Genomic DNA, 13,683 nt, shown 5'->3' with positions numbered 1-13,683 from the left:
TTATCCTCGTTATTGGCGTTGCACCGCAGCCTGAACGGTCTCCCAGTCAAGCCATTGGTAGAGTTCCTCGCCCCTGTCGGCATCCAGACGGTAGCCGCACCAGGTATCGAGCTTGCCTTCCTGAAGCGGTTCGATGATGCAATAGGGTCGTGCACAGTCGGGCTCACTCAGGCCGGCCGCCAGCAGACGGTCGCGGGCCCGAGCAAGCACGAGCTCAGCCTCGGCCTGACCGGCCGCATCGCCCTTTGCGAGAGCATTGACGTTCTGCTGAAAACCGCGCACATAGGCCTCGCGGTAGGTTTGACAGGCCTTCGGATCGGATGAGAGCCGTTCCAGAAACGCCTGTCTGTTGCTGTCGTTCTCCTGGCCCGAGGGTGTTGCTGCGCATCCTGCGAACAAGGCCACAGCGCCGGCCATCAGCGAGCTAGTCAAGAAACGCGAGCAGTTCGCTGAGAGACATAACGTCCGCATATTTGATCCCCAGATCCCGCAAATTCGCTTCGTGGGCGTCAGGATCCCTGTCTCCTACCGCTTCCCGCGGAATCAGGGTCCGATAGTTATGCTGAAGGCTGTCCAGCGCCGTGGCACGCACGCAGCCACTGGTTGTCAGGCCAGTAACCACTGTGCCGTCCACGCCGGCCGCCTTGAGCCGGTCATCCAGATCGGTTCCAAAGAACCCGCTGGCCCAATGTTTTACCAGGACCGGCTCGTCGCTCCGGGGTCGCAGCCTGAAGTCGATCTCCACGAGCCCGGAACCGGCCTCCAGCACGTTGAGTGCCGGCAGCTTTTCCCGGAATACCGAGGCCTGGGACGGCTCCGAATACGCAACGGTGGTGAAAAACACCGGCCAGCCGCGTTCCCGAAAACGCTCAAGCAACACCCGGTTGGCTTCAACCACGTCGTCCGACTGGGACGCCAGTGGGCTCTGTGACGGGTCGGTAAAACCGACGCTGAGATCCACGAGGATCAGCGCATAGCGCTGCCCCCGTTTCAGCACGTTGGACGACAGGGCCATCAGAGCACCCCTGCGGTGTTCCAGACCGGCGTTGCCGGCGCCGGCAATCCCGTCTCAGCCTCACAACGGGCCTTGATCTCCTCGATGGTACCACCCCGTGAGAACAGGGCGTCGGTATCACGACTGCTGGCCATCTCGGTGCGCAGGGCCTCGGTGGCCGTCTGGTCAATCGCGCCTTTCGCATCCAGGACCACACCATATCGAAGGGCACCCTCAACGCTGATCAGCCCCTTCACAACATCGGTTGCCACTGCCGCCGGATCCCGCTCCAGAGGGTTGCCCCAACCGCCGCCACCCCAGGTGTCGAAGACAACCAGGTCGCCTTTTTCCACCTTTATATGATCGCACTTGGAGGGCAGTACCTGGCGTTCGCCGTTGGCCTTCGCCAACTCCTTCCGGCTGCGCATACCGGGATCGCCACCGTTGACGCCCCAGGGATAGGTCAACCAGCGATCGTCGTGGATGGAAATTTCACCGTCCGCCAGCAAGCGATAGCCTACCCTTATGCCGTTGCCACCGCGGTGTTTACCGGCGCCACCGGAATCAATGATGGTTTCGTAGGTTTCGATGCGCAGCGGGAAGTAGGCTTCCACGAATTCATTAGGCACATTAGTGAAACCGGGCCAGAGGCTGTGGCCATCCGGGCCGTCGCCCACCGGCCGACCGGGAATACCACCAAAGCCGATCTGGAACAGCTGGAACCATTCGCCTTTTTCGTCATAACCGGAATACATGAAGTGAGGCGAATCAGAGAAGCCCGCGGCACTCATGGCATCCGGTGTGCCCTGACCCAGCAGACCGCCCATCACGTCAAAGATACGGCCGAGCAGATGGGTCCGGCAGGACAGCGCCGCCGGGAAATTCGGCTTGAGAATACTGCCCTGGGGAATACGAACCTCCACCAGATCGTAGAAGCCGTCGTTGAACAGGATCGATGGGTCAAACAGGTTGATGGTAAAGGCCCCAAAGAACATCTTGAACATCTCCTCGTTCAGGTAGAAGTTCACTGAAGACGGCGCCTGAGGGTCGGTACCCTCGAAATCAAAGATCGCCTTGTCACCTTCCCGCCACATGGTGCAACGGATGGTATAGGGCCCCAAACCGGCGCCGTCGTCACAGATGTAGTCCTCGAACGAGCGCTTGTCCTCTGGCACCACGTTGCGGATGATTTCCCGCATGGCGATATAGTTACGCTCCAGCATCATGCCCAGGGCACTGCTGAAGACGTCGTCACCGAAGCGCTCGGCAAATTCTACGCAGCGGCGTCCTGCGGTGCGGCAGGAAGCGACGATGGCGTTGAAATCCGAGCGGTTCCAGCGCGGCATCCGCACATTATGTAGGATCAACTCCAGCACATCATGGTTCAGCTCACCTTTCTTGTAGATCTTCACAGGCGGGATGCGAATTCCCTCCTCGAAGATGGTCTGGGCATCAGTGGGCAGGCTACCAGGCACCTTGCCACCGACATCCGACATATGGCCGAACATGGCGGCCCAGTTGATCAGGCGGCCGTCCTTGAACACCGGCACCAGCACCAGCCAGTCCGGAAGGTGGCTCACCGCGCCGTCACACATATAGGGGTCGTTTGTGAGGAAGATATCTCCTTCTTCGATGTCGCCACTGTAGGACTGGATGAAGCCCGTGATGAAGGAGCCGAACTGCCCCACCACCATCTTGCCCTCGTGATTGGCAATCATCGGGAAGGCATCACCCTGTTCCCGGATGCCGGGGGACATGGCGGTCCGGAACAGGACTGCATCCATCTCGTTGCGGGCGTTCGCCATGGCGTTCTCAATGATGTCGAGGGTCACGGTATCCACGTCGACCTTTTGCAACGGGTTGCTGTTTGGCTGAATGATATTGGCAGGCATACGATTACTCCTTGCCCTGGCGGCCGACAGGTTCAATCAAAAGGTTACCCACCTTGTCCACCTCCGCCCGATAGCCGGGGAAGACGACGGTGGTGGAATCCATTTCGGTCACGATGGCCGGCCCTGGCACAACATGCCCCGGGCAAAGTCGCTCGCGATCGTAAAGCGTGGCGTTATGATCGGCGCCGTTGAAGTAGATTGGGCTCTCACCGGTAATGGCCGCCGCCAGATCAGTTGCCTCGGCCGCCCACTCCCGTTCTGTAATATTTGGGCGCGGCGCTCGGGCGATGGCACGCAGGTTCACCAGTTCGTGCTCTTCGTCGAGAGAAAAGCTGAACAGCTGCTCGTGCTCGGCATCGAATACGCTCTGGACAAGACCAAGGCCCTGCTCCCGGAGGTCGTCTGGCGACACATCCTGAGTCAGGAGCAGTGCCTGGCCTTGGTAACGCAGGTCTGCCTGCCAGGTGATGGTCTGCTGCTCGGCCGGGATATCCTGCTTCTCCAGGGACTCGGTGACCTGACGGGTTAGCCCTTCCAGAATGCCGACTACACCGTCTTTATCAAGCTGGGAGAAACCCTTGATCAGGGATCGGGACGCCTCGTCTTTCACACGGGTGGTGGCATCGCCATAAGCGCAGAGCACACCGGGGGATGGCGGCACGATCACGGGCCAGGCATCCATCAGGATACCGAGGGCGTTGGCGTGCAACGGACCCGCGCCACCAAAGCCACACAGGGCGAATTCCCGCGGGTCATAGCCCTGTTCGACGGAAATCAGTCGAAGGGCCCCGAACATGTGCTCATTGGCAATTCGTACAATTCCCTCCGCCGCTTCTTTCAGAGGCACACCCATGGCATCCGCAACTTTCTGAACCGCGGCCTCCGCCAGATCCTTCCGGATTTCCATGTCGCCGCCAAGTTTCTGATTGGCAGGCAGGTAACCCAGAACCACGTTCGCATCGGTCACGGTAGGCTGATCACCCCCCTTGTTGTAGGCTGCCGGCCCCGGCTCTGCGCCGGCGCTGTCAGGGCCCACACGGAGCGCTTTAGTCAGTTCCGGTACAAACGCGATGGAGCCACCGCCGGCACCCACGGTCCGAACATCGACCGATGGCGCACGAACGGCCACATCCCCGACTCGGGTCTCCCGGCGCAAGCGTGCGTGGTTATCTTCGATCAACGCCACGTCCGTGGAGGTTCCGCCCACATCGAAGGTAAGCACTTTGTCAAAACCGCCCCGGGAACAGAACCAGATCGCACCGGCAACACCGCCGGCGGGGCCTGACAGGAGCAGGTTCACCGGTGTGTAAGATGCCGAGTCACAGGTGGCCAGGCCACCGTCCGAGCGCAGAATCGAAAGCTGCACGTCATCGGCCAGACGAGCCTGGATCTCCGCTTCGAGATGGTCCAGGTAGCTGGAGACCTCTGGACGCACGAAACTGTTGACCACCGTCGTCTCGGTGCGCTCATATTCCTGCATTTCCGGGACCACACGGGAGGAGAGTGATACCGGGATGCCCGGCATCACTTCCTCGGCAATCTCGGCTATGCGCTCTTCGTGCACGCCGCTGGCGTAGGCATTGATCAGCGAAACCGTCAGTGCCTCGATGCCGGCGTCACGCAACTGCTCGAGCTTCGCCCGAATATCCGCCTCGTCCAGCTGTGTTACCACCTCACCGCTGGCGCTCAGGCGCTCGACCGCCTCCACCGTGTGCTCCAGAGGTGCCAGCAGCGGCTGTTTGTTAAAAATAACCCAGCCGCCCAGGCCGCCGGGCACAAACGAGCGGGCAATATGCAACACCTGCTTGTAACCTTGGGTGGTAACCAGGCCCACATTGGCACCCTTTTGGGTGAGAATCGCGTTGGTGGCGACCGTGGTTCCGTGCATCACCGAGCGGATCTGCTTCGGGTCGATGCCCGATGTGCGGCAGATCTTCTCGATCCCGTTCAACACCCCCACGGACGAATCCGAGGGGGTTGAGGGAACCTTGGCGGTATAGGTTGCGCCGGTGTCATCGTTGATAAGGAGCAAGTCCGTGAAGGTACCGCCCACATCAACCCCTAGTCGAAAGCTCATACGTGTCTCCTGACTTTTTTCTGTCGGGTTTGGGCCGGGTCAGCGAACTGCTGCCTGCTCAAGCTCGCGCAAACTGATGGAATTGCCATCAAAACCATCGGTGTTGAGTTTGGCGCTGGGCGCCAGAACAAAGATGGTGGCGTGACGGCGCTGGTAATCGATCGTGAAGCCTGCGTTGGAGACAATGCCCCGGTCGCCATCCTCGGTCTCGATGGTGCGCAGGTTGTAGTTCATCCATTTCCAGAACTCGCCTTTCCGGTCATAGACGTCTGCCATGTAGAATCGCGGGAACTGGGCATCCATGTACATGACTTTCTTGCTGTACGGGTGCTCCGGCGGAGCAACAGCCTCGATCACCCAGACCTCACGGGGCTCCCACTGATCCTTCGGGTTCCAGTAGGGGGCGTTGTCCAGATCAACAATCGGGAACGCAGCACTGCCGCTGGCGTCCTCATTCCAGGCAGTGGACTGGCTATTGGCCACAACCAGGACCTTGCGCTTGCCAAGCAGCTTGTACTCCGGATACCAGGTGGGATGGGCGTTAAAGATCTCGATGTCGTCATTCAGCTGGTCGGTACCGCCGATCGGGTCCATCCAGGTGCCACCGGAGAGGCGGCGGGTGCGGCGGACCGATTTGATGTACGCCCAGCTGTCGTCCAGTTTCGGGCTGTCATAGCGAACGGTGAAAAGGCCCAGGCCACGGATGTCGGCAGGATAGGTGGCGTAAAGCAGCTGCTTCCACAGCACATCGCCGTCGCCTTCTACGGTGCTTTCCTCACCCAGACGCCCCTTCATGTAATAACGGCGCAGCACCCACTCCTGGGTACGCTCCAGGCCCCGTTCGTCATCCACAAACAGGTAGGCAAACTCCGGGTAGTCCTGGAAGTTCTTGGTGGGCTGGGCAACATGATGGTTCCAGATGAGTTTTTCCGCAGCGTAGTCGGTGTTCTCGTCCACGTTCGGGAACGGCATGCCGGCCTGCCAGCCTTCCATCATTCGGGTGTCCGGATTGAACGTGGCGCTGGCCGAATACTGCTTGGTGGCCGCCATGTAATCCTCACCCAGTTTGATGGGCTCCGGATCCTTCAGGGTGATCTCCAGGCCCTCTTCCCGGATCAGTCGCTTCTGCAGATCAGTCAGCAGACCGTCAACGCTGTCACCGTGGAAGGTATCTGACAGACGCTGGTCCAGGTTACCCGCATTGATGGTGTCCCCGGCCGACAGTTCGGCGGCCTGCAGGAAGCTCGAGCCGGCCATAAGGCCCACAGCGAGGGCGAGACTCTTAACGGATATCATTGTTTTCATTGTTACTCTCCTCATGTGCTCAGAACTGGTAGGTCAACCGGGCAAGCAGCTGATCGTTGCCGGAGAAGTACCCGAACAGGTTGGTATCGTTGAAACCCTGAAGAGGGCGCTCCTGATCCTTCTCGTGGAAGAAGATGTCCGCCTCCAGGCGCACGCGGATGTGGTCGCCGTAGGCCAGCTCGACCGCCGGAATGACAAAGCCACCGCCGTAGGTCAGATCCGAGCCGATGGCCAGGGACGGGTTGATCTGGTCGTTGGCGTAGTTGGTGGCCAACACAGCGGTGATGATGCTGCTGAATTCCTCGGTCTCGCCGCCGAAGCCAGCGAGATTCACCAGTTGCTCCTCTTTCTCGTAGTCGGTAATCCAGTTGTTAAACAGCTGAACCGTGAAGAAGGAGGGCCGGCTGGTGCCCAGGTATTGCTGCAGATCAAGCTGCTTGTCGATCCGGAACATGGACCGGAACAGCTTTTTCTCTTCAATGCCACAGAAGCCCGGAAAGAAACCACATCCGGGACCTTCGGCGATACTCTCGATGCCGACGTTGTAGGGAGCATTCGGGATGTAGGCCAGTTCGGTGCTGAACACCAGGTCCGGACCCGCGAAGTAGTTGTTGGCGGTTACGCCAAAGACATCAATGAACGGATAGATGAACTCACCGGCCTCGGTGGCGCCGCCCTCGTAAACGCCCTCATAGGGTCCGGTCTGCAACTGCGGCTGGCCCGGATTGGTGGCCGGATTGGGATTGACCACCGGATTCGGGTTGGGACCCCGGAACCAGCCCACCGAGTATCCCCAGTCGCCAGCCAGACCACTCCAACGAAGGCCGAAGGAGTCGTCATCCATGTCGGCGTCCGGGTGGTCGTAGTTGTACTTCACGTTGGCGCCAAACGGGGCCGAGGCAAAGGTGATGCCCTTGTTCGGATTGTTAGCCCAGCGGCCGCCTTCCACGTCGTAGCTGTTGCCGCGGTCTTCGCCATCATTGAGTTTTCCGGGGATGTACAGCACCTGCAGGCTGCCATCAAGGTCGAAGAACTGCTGGGTCAGGTTGATCATGTTAAGGGGTTTGCGAAGTTCCTCGTTTTCCGGCTCCAGGAAGGAGCGCCAGCGAAAGTCGTAACCGTGCACCACATCCAATAGCTGGAAGAAGTCGGTTTCGCCCCAGACCACCTGCTGGCGACCCACCTTGATGTTGGTGGAATCGGTAAGGTCACCCTGCACCCAGAATTCCCGGAGTTCCTCATCGTCGTAGACGTCATCGCGAAGGTTAACGCTGGAGCCTGCGGCACCACCGGTAGCCGCCCACTCATCCATTACGTCCTGAAGATCCTTACCGTAGTCGGTCGGTGATTCGCGGGAAATCCGGCCAGTTATCTTGGTCCGCCAGTTACCGAAGTCACGGTACAGATCTAGCTTGCCAACGGTGCGCGCCATGGACAGGTCGTAGCGGTAGTCGTCCCTCTGCTCGCCGTCCGGGCCGATCAATGTCGGATTCTCGAGGTTCCAGGAGAGGTACTGGCGAATGTACCCGCTGACCTCCCAGTCCTTGGTCAGCCAGTCTTCCTCGGCTGAGGCCACCTGAGGCATACCCACCGACGCTGCCAGCACAGCACCGGCCAGAAGGCCTCGCTGCAAGGGGCGGTGAATCGAGGTTGAGTTTTTGTTTTCTCTCTTCATGTTGGTACCCATCATCAGTGAGTGGATTGCGCCAGCCGTTCCATACCTTGATCGGATTCGGCCTTTAATGGGCGGTCACCGAAGATGAACTTCGGCTTCAACACCCGAACCAGGGATGGCATCACGAACAGCGAAGTGAACGCTGAAACGAGCAACCACAGCCCAATTAAGGTGCCCATCTCCGCCTGGAATCGCAGCGAAGACAGGGACCAGAACAAAACGCCGGCCGCGAGGGTCACAGACGTGAGGAGCACGCCGCGGCCGGCCGAAAACAGGGACTGGCGGATCGCATCCATGGGGTCCGCCTCGGGATCTTTTTCCAGGTACTCCTTCACCGAATCGACGATGTAGAACGCGTAGTCCACGCCCAGGCCAATGCCGAGGGCCACCACCGGCAGGGTGCTGATACTCATGCCGATGCCCTGCCACGCCATGAAGGCAAAGGTCACCACGTTGGAGATCAACACCGGAACAATGAAAAAGATGCCGCTGGCCGACGAGCGGTAGACGGCAAGGCAGGAAAGAATGACCACCAGCAGGGCCAAGGCGATGGCCTCGATCTGGTCGGACAGCAGGATTTCGTTGACCGCGGCAATAATGCCCAGGGAACCACCGGCCAGGCGCACATCAACGCCTTCCAGGGGATTATCTTCAATATATCGACGGATCTGATAGGTCGCCTGGCGCAGGGTTTCGCCCTGACGGTCCCGGAAGAACAGAATCACCGAGCCGTTCTGGAACAGTGGGTCGGCGAACTGTGCGAGATCGTCTGGAGCTGCGCCCTGCATATAGAAGCTGATCAGTTCGCCATTCTCCAGTTGGGTCGCGCCCAGCTCCCGGTAGCGGGGGTTGCCCTCGTACAGGTTGCGGCGCACATCCACCACAATATCAGCCAGTGAGACACTGCCTCCCACTGAGGGCAGGCGCTCCATACGGCGCTGGAAACCCTGCATCCAGGCCAGGACATCCGGGCGCTTGAGCGCGTCCTCCTGCTCGCCCTCCAGCACTACGAACATCTGCTCGGTGCCGGGGTAATTGGCGTTGATCAGGGCGCTGTCCCGGTTGAACTGGGAATCTTCCCAGAGGATGGGCGAACCGGTTGTAGCGTCGCCGATGGTCAGATCCGTGGCCTTGAACACGAGAGCGGCAACAAGTATCAGCGTGACTGGCAAGACGAAGAACCTGGCCCGGGTCTCGACCACCTTCACGGCCACAGACAGCACAGCATTCAGTAGGAAGCGCAGGTTCAGCGGATGGGCATTGCGCAGAGGCGCCTTGACCCAGCTCAACAGCACCGGCGTGAGAATCACCGCAGAGAAGCCGATGGTCATCACCCAGATCGCGCCGATGATCGATACTTTCTGCAGAAGCGGAATGGGTGTGAGCACCACGCAGAGGATGGCACCCGCATCGGACACCAGCCCAAGCAGACCGGGACGGAACAGTTCCTTCATGGTCTGCTCGGCGGCCTTGCGCGGCTGCACACCTTCGCCGTCACAGAGGTCGTCAAACCGGGTGATTAACTGAACTGCGTGGCTAAAGCAGCGCGCGGTGATGATAAACGCCACCACAATCACCAGTGGATCGAAGTTGAAGCCCAACAGAACTCCGATACCCAGGGCCCAGATGGTCGACACCACGCCACTGAGTAGAGGCAGCAGGGTGCCGCGCCAGGTGCGGTTCAGCAGGAACAGGGCAAACAGCATGGCGCCGAGGGAAATCAGGGCAATGGAGACCGTTTCATCCAGATAGAAGTCGACCCAGCCGTAGAGAATAGGCTCCCCCACCACATGATGCGTTACCTGATCGGCCACCGGAGAGGCATCCAGAATGGCCTGGACCTGGGGGAAAATTTTGCTGTAGTCCACCAGATGGTCATAGAAGTCCATCTGGATCAGGGTCGAGGACAGGTCGTGCTCAACGTAGATGCCGTAAACCAGCGGGTTGTTGATGATGGCCTCGCGAAGGGCCTCGATGCCGGCATCGGTTCCAGGAACATCCGGCCACATCAGAGGTACGCTCTCGATACCCATGGACGAAGCGCTGACGGACTTGAGCTTGCGAGAAGCCAAAGAGACCACTTGGAACGGGTTCACGCCGCTCACCTTTGCCAGCTCCCGGGTAATCCGTTGGACTTCCTCCAGGATCGGCTGGGTCATGATATCGCCATCACGAGCCTGGACCAGGATCGACACCTTGTTGCTGCCGCCGAATGTATCCTTGTAGGTCTCGTGCACGTCCACGTATTCATGGTTGCTGGGCACCATATCGCTGAACACGGTTCGTACGTCGATCTTCAAAAGGGTCAGCGCCATTAACAGAGTGGACCCGAAGATAATGGCAGTCACCCAAACCCGGTGACGGATGCAGAATTCGGACAGGGAACGGGCAAATACACTGATCATGATCAGATCCCCCCTGCCATGGCATCCGGCCAGTTCTGCCAGCTGTCATCAGAAAGCAGTCCAATCGTCTGGCCCGCGATCAGAACACCATTCTCTACCGGCTGGAGTCGTGCGTGGTATCCGTTGGCAAAATTACCGGGCTGCAGCGCCTGCCAACGAACGCCGTCCTCCGAGCTGAGCAGCACGCCGCCATTGCCGGTGGCAAGCCAACGCTGCTTGTCATGGACTACATCGTAGAGGTGCTCGGTGGTGGGTGATCGGGCTTCTTCCCAGGTCTGGCCACCGTCCGCGCTATGGAAAATTACGCCACCATTACCAACCACCACTCCGTGGTCGCCATGAAAGGCCACCGAACGCAGGCTCTCGTAGCCCAGTTCCTCGCCCTGCCAGGACTGTCCATTGTCCCCGGAATGATAGAGGGTGCCGAACTCGGCGGTAATCCAGATTTCACCGCCCGTGGTCCTGGCGATGTCGTTGAGAGCAACGTCCCCTTCGATACCGAGGTTCTGCCATTGGGTGGCTTCGGCATCGGAGCGGAACACCGCGCCCATTTCTCCGATAGCCCAGAAATGGCCATCGATCCACGCTACTTCAATCAGCTTGCCGGCAATGTCGGACACTGGCAGCTGCAGCGGCTCCCACTCACCGTCGCCATGATGCCGGAAAGTCCAGCCAGCGTTTCCGACCGCCAGAACGGTGCCATTATCAGCGGAGGCAATGCCCTGCAGGTTGACGTCCTCGGGCATCACATGCCGACGCCAATCCTCGAGCGTTTCCCCGCCTTCAAGAACCAGGCCGTTGTTGCCCGCAAACCAGTACCGGCCAGCTTCTGACGCGCTGACGTCGTAGAACAGATCCCTCGGTTCATTCAGCGGCTGGGGCAGAGGCAGAGGCTCCACACCAGGCTTGATGAAAGCCGCGGCGTAGGCCAGGCCACCAACAATGGCCCAGGGTGCCAGCTGCGCGGTCATGCCAAGCACCTTAGCCACCATGACCAGCCTCCCCGCGCAGCTTGGCACTCTGCTGACTTAACCAGCGGAAACTTTTTCCACCGAGGGAGACACCGGTAAGCTCTTCGGCCAGATGAACCACCGGAATCAGATCCAATGGGTCGATACCCGTGTCGTAGCCCATGCTGTTAAGCAGAAGCACCACATCCTCGGTGGCGACATTGCCGGTAGCACCTGGTGAAAATGGGCAGCCGCCGAGGCCTCCGATGGAGGAATCGAATTCACGGACGCCCCGATCCACCGCCACTGTAATATTGGCAAGCGCCATGCCTCGGGTATCGTGAAAATGACAGGACAACCGGTCGGCGCCCACCTCCGGGACAACCAAGTCGAGTACCTGCCGAACCTGTGTCGGATTGGCGGCTCCGATGGTATCGGCAATGATGATCTTGGCAGCGCCAGCCGAACGCATGAGCCGGGCGAATCGGGCAACCACCTCGGGATCGACCAGCCCCTCGAAAGGACACTCGAACGCGACCGCCAGATATGCCTGCACCTCGACACCTTCACGGTGACCTCGTTCCACGATGGTTTTACAGACGTCGGCAGTTTCGTCCAGGGACATCCGTATATTTTTCTGATTCATGGTGTCGGTCACTGACAGCACCACGTTGACGACTTTCGCGCCCGCGGCCGTCGCCAATTGGTATCCTTTCATATTGGGAACCAGCCCGGCGTAGCGAACTTTGTCGACCGCCGGCAGTCGGCCAAACAGCTGATCGGTACCCGCCATCTGGGGGACGGCTTTCGGAGAAACGAAACTGCCGACTTCAATGTTGCGCAGCCCGGCACCCACAAGTGCCTCGATCAACTGCGCCCTGCCGTCCACACTCAATGTCTTGCCCTGGCTCTGTAGGCCGTCGCGGGGTCCGACGTCGTTGACACGTACCTTCATGGCTGTCTCCTTATCCGATGGCCTGCATGCCTTTGAGTTCTGCAATCCGCTCGTCGCTGTAGCCAAGCGATTTAAGAACATCTTCGGTGTGCTGCCCCAGCAGAGGCGGCGCAGTGTAGGAGTCTGAAGAGTCGACGCTGAGCTTGATCGGATTCCCCGGCGCCTTGACAGAGCCGCCGTCAAACTGGGGAATGTCCACCACCATGTTGCGGAACAGAACCTGGGGATCGCTCAAGGCATCGGAGAACTTGTTGACCGGGGCGCAGGGAATACGGGCGCTAGAGAGCAACTCCACCCAATGTTCCGTGGTGTTGGTCTTTAAAAGATCGGTCAGAATGCCGTTGATCTTGTGCTTGTCTGCAAATCGACCGGGCTGGGTCTTGTAGGCCGGATCCCGCAATTCATCGATACCCAGAAGCTCGACCAGGTTGTCCCAGAAACTGTCGAAAATGACCGCAATAATCACAAAGCCATTGCTGGTGCGGAAGGCATCGTAGGGAACATGGACAAAGTGGCCATTACCGATCGGAGACGGGTTGTCGCCGCTCAGGAAATACATGGTGGCCATGTAGTTGAGCATGCTGATCTGGCAATCGAGCATAGAAATGTCGACGTGCTGGCCGTAGCCGTTCACCGCTCGGGAGTGGAGGGCTGCCAAAACGCCCATCACGGCAAACATGCCGCCGCCAAGGTCGCCAATAGGAATGCCTGCCCGGGCCGGATGCTCGGCATCGTGCCCGGTAATAGACATGCCGCCACCAATGCCCTGCACCACCTGGTCAAACGCCGGGCGCTTGAAATTGGGACCGGCCTGCCCGAAACCAGTTACCGAACAGGTGATGATGCGAGGATTCACTTTCGACAGGTGCTCGTGATCAATCTTGAGCTTGGTAGGCACGCCGGCGGAAAAATTATCAAGCACAACGTCGGCATCCTTGACCAGATCGTAAAAAGTCTGAAGGCCAGCCTCGGATTTCAGGTCAATGCAGACGCTCTTCTTGTTGCGGTTGAGAGTAATGAAATAGGCGCCGTGACCGTTGTAGGAATTGCGGGGATCCTTGGCGAGTAGTGAACGGGTGCCCTCGCCTTTCAGGGGCTCTACCTTGATGGATTCTGCTCCCAGGTCGGCCAGCAGCATTCCTGCGTAAGGGCCGGACAGCATGTGGGTCAGATCAATTATCCGGACGCCTTCCAGTGGTTTAGTCATAGTCAGTCAGCACACGGTTGTTGGATTGGTGTTGTTGTTCATCAACTGGACGAACCGTTTACACCCAACATCGCAAAGCCGGTGCCAACTCTTGATAGACACAAAAGGAATCTTTCAAGCCATTGAAAAATAGGTATTATTTCGTAGGTAGAAACACGTAACAGAGGGCTGTCAGATAAAGAAAACCATTTCACTTTGAAATTCTTTAATTCAAAGTGAAATG

Annotated in this window: 10 protein-coding genes; all 10 read right to left on the bottom strand. The window is 59.1% G+C overall.

The window, feature by feature from the left end:
* Positions 1-9: 9 nt before the first annotated feature.
* Genes CFT65_RS07775 through CFT65_RS07730 form a run of 10 tightly spaced genes read right to left on the bottom strand, consistent with a single transcriptional unit; the run spans position 10 to position 13,460 of the window.
* Positions 10-405, bottom strand: coding sequence for an isopropylmalate isomerase (locus CFT65_RS07775; protein WP_228705834.1), 396 nt, complete (start codon positions 403-405; stop codon positions 10-12).
* A 19-nt stretch (positions 406-424) separates the two neighbouring features.
* Positions 425-1,015 (bottom strand): isochorismatase family protein, encoded by a 591-nt coding sequence (locus CFT65_RS07770; RefSeq protein ID WP_088827492.1) that lies wholly within the window; start codon positions 1,013-1,015, stop codon positions 425-427.
* Positions 1,015-2,886, bottom strand: a complete 1,872-nt coding sequence (locus CFT65_RS07765) for a hydantoinase B/oxoprolinase family protein (protein WP_088827491.1) — start codon at positions 2,884-2,886, stop codon at positions 1,015-1,017. Before CFT65_RS07765 ends, CFT65_RS07770 begins: the two co-directional genes overlap by 1 nt.
* Positions 2,887-2,890: 4 nt before the next feature.
* The gene (locus CFT65_RS07760; protein ID WP_088827490.1) at positions 2,891-4,963 is read right to left on the bottom strand and encodes a hydantoinase/oxoprolinase family protein; all 2,073 of its coding nucleotides are present in this window, start codon (positions 4,961-4,963) and stop codon (positions 2,891-2,893) included.
* Between the two features lie 39 nt (positions 4,964-5,002).
* On the bottom strand, positions 5,003-6,268 hold the full coding sequence (locus CFT65_RS07755) for a DUF1329 domain-containing protein (RefSeq protein ID WP_088827489.1): 1,266 nt from the start codon (positions 6,266-6,268) through the stop codon (positions 5,003-5,005).
* Between the two features lie 19 nt (positions 6,269-6,287).
* Positions 6,288-7,943: a DUF1302 family protein gene (locus CFT65_RS07750; RefSeq protein WP_228705804.1), complete on the bottom strand. Its 1,656-nt coding sequence runs from the start codon at positions 7,941-7,943 to the stop codon at positions 6,288-6,290.
* A gap of 14 nt (positions 7,944-7,957) precedes the next feature.
* Positions 7,958-10,348 carry an efflux RND transporter permease subunit gene (locus tag CFT65_RS07745; RefSeq protein ID WP_088827487.1) on the bottom strand — a complete coding sequence of 797 codons (2,391 nt, stop codon included), beginning with the start codon at positions 10,346-10,348 and terminating at the stop codon, positions 7,958-7,960.
* A gap of 2 nt (positions 10,349-10,350) precedes the next feature.
* Positions 10,351-11,340: a WD40/YVTN/BNR-like repeat-containing protein gene (locus tag CFT65_RS07740; RefSeq protein ID WP_172408435.1), complete on the bottom strand. Its 990-nt coding sequence runs from the start codon at positions 11,338-11,340 to the stop codon at positions 10,351-10,353.
* Positions 11,330-12,253, bottom strand: coding sequence for a hydroxymethylglutaryl-CoA lyase (locus CFT65_RS07735; protein WP_088827486.1), 924 nt, complete (start codon positions 12,251-12,253; stop codon positions 11,330-11,332). The genes CFT65_RS07740 and CFT65_RS07735 overlap by 11 nt, the downstream gene beginning before the upstream one ends.
* 10 nt (positions 12,254-12,263) lie before the next feature.
* Positions 12,264-13,460 carry a CaiB/BaiF CoA transferase family protein gene (locus tag CFT65_RS07730; RefSeq protein WP_088827485.1) on the bottom strand — a complete coding sequence of 399 codons (1,197 nt, stop codon included), beginning with the start codon at positions 13,458-13,460 and terminating at the stop codon, positions 12,264-12,266.
* Positions 13,461-13,683: the final 223 nt, after the last annotated feature.

It is taken from the genome of Marinobacter sp. es.048, assembly GCF_900188435.1.
GTDB lineage: Bacteria > Pseudomonadota > Gammaproteobacteria > Pseudomonadales > Oleiphilaceae > Marinobacter.
This window is presented reverse-complemented; position numbering and strand designations above follow the sequence as displayed.

What these genes read in the sequence shown, in the direction of transcription:
- CFT65_RS07755 (WP_088827489.1), bottom strand. Translation starts at nt 6,268, where the DNA reads ATGAAAACAATGATATCCGTTAAGAGTCTCGCCCTCGCTGTGGGCCTT.
- CFT65_RS07760 (WP_088827490.1), bottom strand. Translation starts at nt 4,963, where the DNA reads ATGAGCTTTCGACTAGGGGTTGATGTGGGCGGTACCTTCACGGACTTG.
- CFT65_RS07765 (WP_088827491.1), bottom strand. Translation starts at nt 2,886, where the DNA reads ATGCCTGCCAATATCATTCAGCCAAACAGCAACCCGTTGCAAAAGGTC.
- CFT65_RS07740 (WP_172408435.1), bottom strand. Translation starts at nt 11,340, where the DNA reads ATGGTGGCTAAGGTGCTTGGCATGACCGCGCAGCTGGCACCCTGGGCC.
- CFT65_RS07745 (WP_088827487.1), bottom strand. Translation starts at nt 10,348, where the DNA reads ATGATCAGTGTATTTGCCCGTTCCCTGTCCGAATTCTGCATCCGTCAC.
- CFT65_RS07735 (WP_088827486.1), bottom strand. Translation starts at nt 12,253, where the DNA reads ATGAAGGTACGTGTCAACGACGTCGGACCCCGCGACGGCCTACAGAGC.
- CFT65_RS07730 (WP_088827485.1), bottom strand. Translation starts at nt 13,460, where the DNA reads ATGACTAAACCACTGGAAGGCGTCCGGATAATTGATCTGACCCACATG.
- CFT65_RS07750 (WP_228705804.1), bottom strand. Translation starts at nt 7,943, where the DNA reads ATGAAGAGAGAAAACAAAAACTCAACCTCGATTCACCGCCCCTTGCAG.
- CFT65_RS07770 (WP_088827492.1), bottom strand. Translation starts at nt 1,015, where the DNA reads ATGGCCCTGTCGTCCAACGTGCTGAAACGGGGGCAGCGCTATGCGCTG.